The organism is Haladaptatus sp., assembly GCF_049589095.1.
Taxonomy (GTDB): Archaea; Halobacteriota; Halobacteria; order Halobacteriales; family Haladaptataceae; genus Haladaptatus.
Map to the genome: position 1 here is coordinate 1 of NZ_JBAWAC010000386.1, position 8,869 is coordinate 8,869.

Below are 8,869 nucleotides of genomic sequence, written 5' to 3' on the forward strand. Positions count from 1 at the left end.
TCCCCTCCACCACACACCCCCACACTTACAACGGCAACGTGGGGCCCCCGACAAACGGATCAAACAATCGACGGAAACGCGCGTTTACAACGGCAGTCCAGGGTCGAGAGAAAAGAATTCCACAACAAAAGGTCAATATTCGCGGGAAACAGAACCTCTGCACCCCGTTTACAACGGCAACGCGGTGTCCATGCAACTCCCACCCAATCGATATCCTCCCTCGCATCAGAAACCTCGTGGCACTCGAAGAACAGTCCGATAACTAGACCACCGATGTCGTTCCGATCATCGGCCATTCCGACACCCGATGTCGTTCCGATTCCGTCGTCGTTCTCCCGATGGCATTCTGATCCCGGCGTCGTTCCGAGTCTCGGTATCTTTCCGACCACGGAAGCCGCTCCGAAGCATTTCGCTGAATTTATCACGAAAGCTCGCCGAACTTACAGCGGCAACCCGGTCCGATACGGTGACGGTCCGTTCCTTTTACGACGACAATCCGTCCTGTTACAGCGGCAATCCGGTCCGTTACAACGGCAATGAGGGGTGTAAAACAGCTTCGATACACCGTCTACCATCCTATCTCGATAATTACAGCGGCAGTATGGAGGTATGTTTAAATACCCTCACTCGACATAGGGTTCATAGATGTCCGAGTCAGTGGACTACTTTGGAGACGACACGGTTATTTTCAACGACAAGGAACTCCTTCAGGTATCTCATCTCCCCGACGGCGACCGAATTATCGGCCGTGAAGACGAATTGCGACGACTTGGTACCGCGCTCCGGCCCGCACTCACTGGCAACACCCCGAACAACATCTTCCTCTACGGAAAGACCGGCACCGGAAAATCCCTCTGCACGAAGTTCATCAGCCGACAGATGATGCAACGTGCATCGCAAAACGGGGTGAACGCTGGCTTCGCGTACATCGACTGTCTACAGGACTCGACTGAAACCCAAGTCGTCCAATCCGTCGCGGACCAACTCAACGACGAGGACCTCACCGGGACGGCCATCCCCGAGCAGGGAATCAGCACCTCGATGTACTACAACCGGCTGTGGACCGTCCTCGAAAGCATGTACGATGTCGCCATCATCATCCTCGACGAGGTGGATAAACTCGAAGGAATCGGGGACACGAGCGGCGACACTGCCGGTGACAACCTCCTCATGAACCTCTCGCGTGCGAGCGAAGCTGGAAAGATCGACGCGTGCAATCTCGGCGTTATCGGCATCTCGAACAAGATCCGATACAAGGACGAACTGAACGAGCGCGTCAAAAGCAGCCTCTGTGAACGCGATTACGTCTTCCCACCCTACGACGCCACACAGCTGCGAGAAATCCTCGAATCGCGCCGCGACGCGTTCGTGGACGGCGTGCTCGAAACCGACGTCATCCCGAAGGTAGCCGCACTGGCCGCCCGGGAACACGGCGACGCCCGCAAGGCGATCGACGTGCTCCGCTTTGCTGGCGAAGTCGCGGAGGAAGAACGCGAGTCGTTCGTTCGGGACGCCCACGTCGACGTCGCACAGGAACGGGAGGGCGCGAATCGCATCTCGGAACTCATCTCCAAACAGCCGCCCCACGCGCGATACGTCCTGCTCGCGCTCGCATCGCAAGTCCAACAGTCGAACGATGACGAGCCGAAGATTCCGAACAAGGTGGTCCAACACTCCTACCGACAGATATGTGAACAGATGGATTCAGAGCCCCTGAAGGAGCGACGCGTCAGGGATTTGCTGACCGAACTGGAGTTCCTCGACCTCATCAAACAGGACCAGCGCGGACGCGGACGAGGGAAGGGCAAACACACGGTCAACAGCCTGTACGACGAACCCAAGCTGGTCATTCAAGCGTGCCAAAACGATTTCTGAAACACCCTCGTCGGCCTCGATACGAGTACTTCCAACATTCACCACCTCCAAAGCGTCGAAGAAAATCCGGCCTATCGATCCGATTCAGGCGTCTCGTCCCCCGAGCGTTCGTGGACCGTCATCAGAACGTCCTCTTTCGGTCGTGACGTGACCGTTGGGATTACCTCCAAGTTCCGATCCGAGGCGAGTTCGAGGTGGTAGTTCTGATACAACATCGCGAGGATGAGCCGTGCTTCGAGCATGGCAAATCGGTCGCCAATACAGCGCCGCGGTCCCGCCGCGAACGGGAAGTACGCGAGCGGCGGAAGGGACCGTTGGAACTCCTTCGTCCAGCGTTTGGGTTGGAACGCGAGCGGGTCGTCGTACCACCGCGAGTCGCGGTGAACGACCCATTGGCTCATGAACACTCTCGCGCCTGCCGGGATCCGATAATCGCCGATTTCGTCGGTAGCCTTCGCCTCGCGAGTGATAAACGGCACCGGCGGGAGCAGTCGCATCGACTCCTTGACCACCTGTTCCGTGTACGTGAGTTCGGAGAGGTCGGCCATCGTCGGCCGCTCGCCGCCGAGCACCTCGTCGAGTTCCGCGACGAGTTTCGCTTCGACTTCCGGGTGCTGTGCGAGGAGATACGTCGTGTACGTCAACGAGACTGCCGTCGTTTCGTGGCCTGCAAAGAGGAGCGTAATCGCCTCGTCGTGGATCTGTTTCTTCGAGAGCGTGCCACCGTCCTCGTCGTTCGCGTTGAGCAGCATCGAGATGACATCGTGCTCACCGGGGTTGGTGCGTTTCTTCTGGATGATCTCGTCGACGACATCGTCGAGGGTCTCGCGAGCCCTGTCCATTCGCCACCTCGACGGCAGCGGAACGTTCTCCGGGAGCATGATGTTCGGAAGGCTGGAGGTCGCCGGAAGAAAGTCGTTGACCGCCGTCTCGATGTCCCCAACGTAGCGGTCGATATCGACGCCGAACAACGCTTGTGCGACGACGCGCAACGTCAACTCCATCATATCGTCGTGGATCGAACGGGTTTCGCCGTCCCGCCAGTTATCGATCGACGCATCGGTGAGGTCGGTTATCATGTCGGCGTAGACCTCGATACGGTCGGGGTGGAACGCCGGTTGAATGACACGCCGGTTCCCCCGCCACTCCTCACCCTCACTGTTCAGGATACCGTTTCCGGTCAAGGGACCGAGTACGCGCTGGAACTGATTTCCCTTCACGTAGTTCGTGTTGTTGTAGACGAGGACCTGCTGGATATCGTCGGGGTGGTTGAGCTGATAGACGTGTCCGTGATGATCCTCCCAATGAACGACGTCGCCGTACTCGCTCGCCATCCGCTCGCGGAAATCGAGACCGCCTAGAATCGCATGTGGTGCCGCGCCCACGACCGGGAGCCCCGACGGCCCTGGTGGGAACTTACCGACAGCTGGTTCGTTACTCATCTATTGAACGGAGGCCCGCGACTCTATTGAGGACTTATTCTAACATGCTAGATCCATTTATAACATCGATACCGTTTCACGCTATGGCCTCCGAAACGTTTCGATATGCCACACTCGTGCTCTCTCGTGAGATATCTATCCCGGTATTCGACCGATTCAACCGCTCATCGGCCATCTCGATCGATTCCATGCGGTACATGAGTCCGGTCGCGGACGGGGAATACTTCGGTCTAACTGACATCAGCGGTGATCTTTCGGTCGCTGAGGAACTATTGGAGTCGAGCGACGAAGTACTCCAGTACGACATCGCGGGTACCGACGAACGCGGCGTCATCTACGCTCATTACCGGAGCGACGGGCCGATCGACGACCTGCTCAGCATCCTCTACCGCAACAAAATCGTCCTCGATTGGCCGGTCGAACACCGCTTGACGGACCGCGGACCCGAAATCAGGTTCACGGTCATCGGAACGAACGGCAACATTCAGCGTGCGATCGACGACGTCCCGGATTTGGTCGATGCCTCGGTCACTCGAATCGGGCATCTCGAATCGAAAAGCGAATCGACAGCCGTGTTGACCGATACGCAAACCGACTTACTCGATCTAGCAATCCGAGAAGGGTACTACGAGGTACCGAAAGAGACGACCCAGCGCGCCCTCGCGGACCGCCTCGGTGTCACTCCGGGAACGGTCGGTGACCGTCTCCAACGTATCGAACGTCGCGTCATGACCGAGTACGCACAGAACACCGAGATGTGAGTCATGATCGAGTACGCACAGAACACCGATATGTGAGATGACCTCCGGGTCCGGCCGTACCCGCCCAACAAATTTTGTATCGTGATATGCAGTTTATTTCTCGTGAGCGTACCGGATTCCCAGCCACGGTTTGATACTATCTCGCGTCGAACAGCTATCATGACCCGCGTCCAGGAGTTAGTCGAGTACCTCGCGGGGGTCGACTCGCTCGCGGTCGTCTGCCACGACAACCCCGACCCGGACTGCATCGCAAGCGCGCTCGCGCTTTCGGTCATCGCCGAGTCGAACGGTGTCGAGGACGTGGAACTCTTCTACGGAGGGGCGATTTCGCATCAGCAAAATCGAGCCTTCGTCAACCTGCTCCACGTTCAGTTGGACCACCTCGATACGTTCGACCCCGAGGAGTTCGACCGCGTCGCGTTCGTCGACCATTCCACACCGGCAGGGCATACCGAACTCGATGCCGTGAAGCCGGACATCGTCATCGACCACCACGCCACGGAGAACCCGGAAGCCGAATTCGTGGACTTGCGGGAGGATTACGGCGCGACGGCGAGCATCCTCGTCGAATATCTTCGCGACCTCGGTATCGAAGCGAACGTTCAACTGGGGTCCGCGTTGTTGTTCGCCCTCCACCGCGAGCGAATCGACTTCATTCGCAACCCCACGCCGCACGAGTACGAAGCCGCGCTGTACGTCTGTCGGCACGCCGACCTCGACCTGCTCGAAGAGCTCTACGGTGCGGCGTTCTCCCCGGCAACCGTGGATGCCATCGGCGAAGCAATTCGCAACCGCGTCCAGCGCGGGGCGACCCTCGCCACGTCGGCCGGTCGGACCTCGGAACGGGATGCGCTCGCACAGGCCGCCGACTACCTGCTGAACGTCGAAGGCGTGGATACGGTACTCGTCTTCGGCGTCGTCAACGGATCGGTCGAGATGAGCGCGCGGTCCATCGACCCCCGCGTCCACGCGGGAAACGTCCTCCAACAGGCGTTCGGCGACGTCGGAAGCGCAGGTGGACACGCAGACATGGCCGGGGCACAGATTCCGCTCGGTCTGTTCGCCGACGCGGATGCCGACGACGACGATCTCGTGGAGTTCGCCTCGCGCCGCGTGCTGCATCGATTCTTCGACGCGCTGCATCTCGAACGGGGCGAAGCGTGAGGAGAAACCAGCATCTTAAACTTCGCCAATAACCGATACCGAGTATGAGCCTCGAAATCCAACACGAGTGTCCCGAGTGTGGAGGCGAACAGACGTTCTGGCGCTGTGCGAGCACGAACCTGCACCTCGGCGAGAAAACCAAGTGGCACTGCTCGGAGTGTGACTACGCGCTAGTGCGCATCGACGGCGACATCGATTCGGCGTCGGCGTAAGTCAAAGTTGATTTTCGTATTTTACAGTGTTTGACGGCGAGTGACGACGTTTCTCTCGACTATCGTTCGATCGTCGATTCGGCTCGGTAAATCCGATATCGCTATAGCAAATATGGATCTCCGAGCGCGAACACCATCTACGACTTTCCGAGCGCGAACACCACCGCCACAACCGCCGTCTGTGGCGGGGGGAGTTCTGAACGTGGTCGTCTCCGTATGCAATGGGGCGTCTCGTTGCGGATACCGTCGTGGCTGCGGTCGTCTTCTCGCGGAGTGCCCTCGCTGACAACGTCCATCGCGTGATCGTAGTTCCACCTGAAAACACCCGATCCGATACTGGTGAACCTGCTATAGCCGGTCCTGTACTTAATCCACCGACGTGCCGTCCATTCGTATATGCGATTCGAGTTAACGGAAGACCAACGCTCGCTTCGGGCGGACGTTCGTGAGTTCGCGGAAAACGAGATCAGACCGACGGCAAAAGGGTTGGACAGACGTGGGGAATACCCGGCCGAAATACTCGACGAACTCGGTGCTCGACGATTGACCGGGTTGACGCTTCCCGAAGAATACGGAGGGCGTGGCGAAGGGCTGGTCGAACTCGCTTTGGTCGTCGAGGAGCTTTCGGCGGCGCTCATGTCGGTGGCCAGTACCCTCGGGCTTCACCTCGGCGTCGCAACGGTCATCGAGCGGTTCGGGACCGATGAGCAACGCGAAACGTTCCTTCCGGAGATGGCGACGTTCGAAACGGTCGGCGCGCTCGGGCTGAGCGAGGCGAACGCGGGCAGCAACAAACTCGAAATGGAAACCACGGCCGAACGACGAGGGGACGAGTGAGTCCTCGACGGCCACAAACAGTGGGTGACGAACTTCCTCGACGCCGACTACGTGCTCACGTACGCCAAAACGGGGTCCGACGAGGACGCACCGCACGACATCAGCGCGTTCCTCGTTCCGACCGAGGAGTTCGAGGTCGAGACGGTGTGGGAAACGCTCGGTGCAAACAGCGTCAAGTCCCCGCGCGTCTCGCTCTCGGATGTCCACGTCCCCGCCGACCTGCTCGTCGGAGCCGAAGGTGACGGGTACGTCCAGCGCGGTCGAGTCCATACCGGTGTGAACGTTCCCGCCCGCGGTGTTGGCATCGCCCGTGCGGCCCTCGAAGACACGATATCGTACACGAAGTCCAGGGAGCAGTACGATGGGCACATCGGTGATTTTCAGGGAGTACGATGGGAAATCGGAAGGATGGCCGAACGTGTCGATATCGCACGGTTGCTCACGCTCCGGGCGGCCGACCGTGCTGACCGCGGCCTCGACGTAACTCGGGAGTTCAGCATGGCGAAAATCAACGCGACACAGGCCGCGGTGGACAACGCGAACGATGCGATCCAACTCCACGGCGGCGTCGGATACACGACCGAACATCACGTTGAGCGGTATCTCCGCGACGCGAAACTCCTCACCATCGCAGGTGGCCCGAACGAAGGCCACAAGAACACGCTTGCCGATGCGGTGTTCGAACGACACGGTGACTGAGAGACGCTTCGACACGGAGGGATTATTCCGACCGGGGACGAGGTTTCGACACTTTTCACGATTTACGCGAACGAACGGGAGACGATTACGGACGCACTCGAAGGCATTTCCGGGATGGACCAGATACATTCGATTTCCGAAATGGACCCAATGTTCCAGCGAACGACCGTTCAACGGCCGGGAAACGCGATACGCGAACTCCTCGTCGTTCACGATGGGAGAAAACAGATCAGCCAACCGTTGACGTCGCGAGGGTTCGTGTGTAGCGGCCCGATAGACATCCGTGACGGGCGGGAGTACTGGACCCTCGTGACGAACCACGACCGACGGACGGTTCAGGTGAAGTTCGACGAGGTTCGTGAGGAGATGGATGCGGAAATCAACATCAGGGGAATGAAGCAAGCGAGTCGGCAGACAACCGTGAATAGCCTCCCGGTTGACCGACTCACGAAACGCCAACTGGAAGTGTTTCAACTCGCCCGCGAACGTGGATACTACGACTATCCGAGGAAAGCGTCGGCCGGAGAGTTAGCGGACGAGTTGGATATCTCCACATCGACGCTCCACGAGCATCTCCATAAAGTCGAAGCCACCCTGCTCGGGCAAACCAACGCTACATAGCTCTCTCGAAGCCGTCCCACGAAATCGAACGGATCAGTCCGCCTTATCGTTCACAGACTACGGACGCGTTGTATCGGCCGACTTGCGTTCCGTTGTCGTACAGTTCGACCCGGAGTTGTCCCGCGAGTGGGACGGTGCCAACGTATCGTCCCCATCCGGTCGCGTTCGGAGCGTCGCGTTCCGGATACGCCCGAAATAGCCGCTTTCCATCCAGCGTCGCATCGAGTTTCGTGACGGTGGCACTCCTGTTCCATTGGGTCATGAGCATCACTTTGGTGCCGTCCATCGTCGGCTTGACGACCCACGCCGCACCGTCGCTCGATTCGTTCGTGACGGTACAGGGTTTCGTGGTGGACGTCGTCGTTCGGTCCGTCGTCACCGAGGTCGTTTGGCCTGTCGCCGTCCGATCCGTGGATCCAGTGGTCACGGGGGACGTCGTCGAGGCGGTCTGCGTTCCCGTGGTCGACGTCGAACCGAACGTCGCACCGTTACAGCCCGCGAGAAGCAAGAGGAGGACTAAACTGAGGGGTTTCAGGATTTGTTTCATCCATCAGTGAAGGAATAATGAAATCATATATCTTGTGATCTGATAGCAGCCACAGTCGTCGAAAAACCACGTTCCCCCTTGCGAAAACGGGAAGCTACATCCCGTCGAACCGACTTACTCGTCCAGCGCCTGCCACGAGAGCCGCAGGTTCCGCGCGGCGCTCGCTTGATCGATTCGCTTTGCAGTCGTCTTCCGGGGTGCCGCTTCAAGGACTTCGTCGTCCTCTCGGGCGACGGCGTTGAACGCCTCGGCGAGTTCGTCCAGCGTTTCCCGGTTCTCGATTTCCGTCGGTTCGGTCATCAGCGCCTCGGAGACGATTTCTGGCCACTTCGTCGTCGGCGGGTGAACGCCGTAATCGAGCATGCGTTTCGCCACGTCGGCGGCGTCCTGATCGCCCGCACTGGCAACGAACTCGTGGTGGAACGGCGAGAACGGCACCTCGTACTCGATCTGCGACCCGAGATAGTTCGCGTTGAGGACGGCCTTCGCGCTCGCGTCGCTCAATCCTTCGTCGCCGAGTCGAGCGATGTAGGCGTAGGCTTTGACCAGCACGAGCCAGTTGCCCGTGAAGCCGTGGACCTTGCCGATGGTGAGTTCGGGGTCGAACCGTTCGTATCCAGATTCAGTTGCTCGCGGCGTCTCGCCGCTCGCTCGTTCCGAGGCGCTTTGCGCCTCGCGCTCCCGTACCCGCGGGGCGGGCAGGAACGGGGC

Annotated in this window: 9 protein-coding genes and 2 pseudogenes; 8 read left to right on the plus strand and 3 right to left on the minus strand. The window is 59.3% G+C overall.

Features of this window, described 5'->3' with window-relative positions; all coding sequences use genetic code 11:
- Nucleotides 1-645: 645 nt before the first annotated feature.
- Complete coding sequence (locus WBV42_RS12095) at nucleotides 646-1,875, plus strand: Cdc6/Cdc18 family protein (RefSeq protein ID WP_253227095.1); 1,230 nt, start codon at nucleotides 646-648, stop codon at nucleotides 1,873-1,875.
- Nucleotides 1,876-1,946: 71 nt separating this feature from the next.
- Here WBV42_RS12095 and WBV42_RS12100 read toward each other — a convergent pair whose 3' ends face one another.
- On the minus strand, nucleotides 1,947-3,317 hold the full coding sequence (locus WBV42_RS12100; protein WP_423986262.1) for a cytochrome P450: 1,371 nt from the start codon (nucleotides 3,315-3,317) through the stop codon (nucleotides 1,947-1,949).
- An 83-nt stretch (nucleotides 3,318-3,400) separates the two neighbouring features.
- Between WBV42_RS12100 and WBV42_RS12105 the strand changes: the two genes are divergently transcribed.
- The 7 genes and pseudogenes from WBV42_RS12105 (at nucleotide 3,401) to WBV42_RS12135 (ending at nucleotide 7,611) form a co-directional block, all read left to right on the plus strand.
- Nucleotides 3,401-4,078 (plus strand): helix-turn-helix domain-containing protein, encoded by a 678-nt coding sequence (locus tag WBV42_RS12105; RefSeq protein ID WP_423986263.1) that lies wholly within the window; start codon nucleotides 3,401-3,403, stop codon nucleotides 4,076-4,078.
- Nucleotides 4,079-4,237: 159 nt separating this feature from the next.
- Nucleotides 4,238-5,242: a DHH family phosphoesterase gene (locus tag WBV42_RS12110; RefSeq protein WP_066141926.1), complete on the plus strand. Its 1,005-nt coding sequence runs from the start codon at nucleotides 4,238-4,240 to the stop codon at nucleotides 5,240-5,242.
- A 44-nt stretch (nucleotides 5,243-5,286) separates the two neighbouring features.
- Complete coding sequence (locus WBV42_RS12115) at nucleotides 5,287-5,454, plus strand: hypothetical protein (protein WP_423986264.1); 168 nt, start codon at nucleotides 5,287-5,289, stop codon at nucleotides 5,452-5,454.
- 396 nt (nucleotides 5,455-5,850) lie between these two features.
- On the plus strand, nucleotides 5,851-6,291 hold the full coding sequence (locus WBV42_RS12120; protein ID WP_423986265.1) for an acyl-CoA dehydrogenase family protein: 441 nt from the start codon (nucleotides 5,851-5,853) through the stop codon (nucleotides 6,289-6,291).
- Nucleotides 6,292-6,303: 12 nt separating this feature from the next.
- Nucleotides 6,304-6,483, plus strand: a pseudogene (locus WBV42_RS12125) (acyl-CoA dehydrogenase family protein); the annotation flags it as partial.
- A gap of 27 nt (nucleotides 6,484-6,510) precedes the next feature.
- Entirely contained in the window at nucleotides 6,511-6,990 is a 480-nt protein-coding gene (locus tag WBV42_RS12130) for an acyl-CoA dehydrogenase family protein (RefSeq protein ID WP_423986268.1), read from the plus strand.
- Between the two features lie 114 nt (nucleotides 6,991-7,104).
- On the plus strand, nucleotides 7,105-7,611 hold the full coding sequence (locus WBV42_RS12135) for a helix-turn-helix domain-containing protein (protein ID WP_423986266.1): 507 nt from the start codon (nucleotides 7,105-7,107) through the stop codon (nucleotides 7,609-7,611).
- 43 nt (nucleotides 7,612-7,654) lie between these two features.
- Here the strand turns inward: WBV42_RS12135 and WBV42_RS12140 are convergent, their stop codons facing one another.
- Both WBV42_RS12140 and WBV42_RS12145 read right to left on the minus strand, forming a co-directional pair.
- Nucleotides 7,655-8,158, minus strand: a complete 504-nt coding sequence (locus WBV42_RS12140; RefSeq protein WP_423986267.1) for a hypothetical protein — start codon at nucleotides 8,156-8,158, stop codon at nucleotides 7,655-7,657.
- Between the two features lie 114 nt (nucleotides 8,159-8,272).
- Nucleotides 8,273-8,869, minus strand: a pseudogene (locus WBV42_RS12145) (aminomethyl-transferring glycine dehydrogenase subunit GcvPB); the annotation flags it as partial.

Bases quoted from the DNA above. Each gene is read 5' to 3' on its own strand.
- WBV42_RS12095 (WP_253227095.1), top strand. From the start codon at position 646: ATGTCCGAGTCAGTGGACTACTTTGGAGACGACACGGTTATTTTCAAC.
- WBV42_RS12100 (WP_423986262.1), bottom strand. From the start codon at position 3,317: ATGAGTAACGAACCAGCTGTCGGTAAGTTCCCACCAGGGCCGTCGGGG.
- WBV42_RS12105 (WP_423986263.1), top strand. From the start codon at position 3,401: ATGGCCTCCGAAACGTTTCGATATGCCACACTCGTGCTCTCTCGTGAG.
- WBV42_RS12110 (WP_066141926.1), top strand. From the start codon at position 4,238: ATGACCCGCGTCCAGGAGTTAGTCGAGTACCTCGCGGGGGTCGACTCG.
- WBV42_RS12115 (WP_423986264.1), top strand. From the start codon at position 5,287: ATGAGCCTCGAAATCCAACACGAGTGTCCCGAGTGTGGAGGCGAACAG.
- WBV42_RS12120 (WP_423986265.1), top strand. From the start codon at position 5,851: ATGCGATTCGAGTTAACGGAAGACCAACGCTCGCTTCGGGCGGACGTT.
- WBV42_RS12135 (WP_423986266.1), top strand. From the start codon at position 7,105: ATGGACCAGATACATTCGATTTCCGAAATGGACCCAATGTTCCAGCGA.
- WBV42_RS12140 (WP_423986267.1), bottom strand. From the start codon at position 8,158: ATGAAACAAATCCTGAAACCCCTCAGTTTAGTCCTCCTCTTGCTTCTC.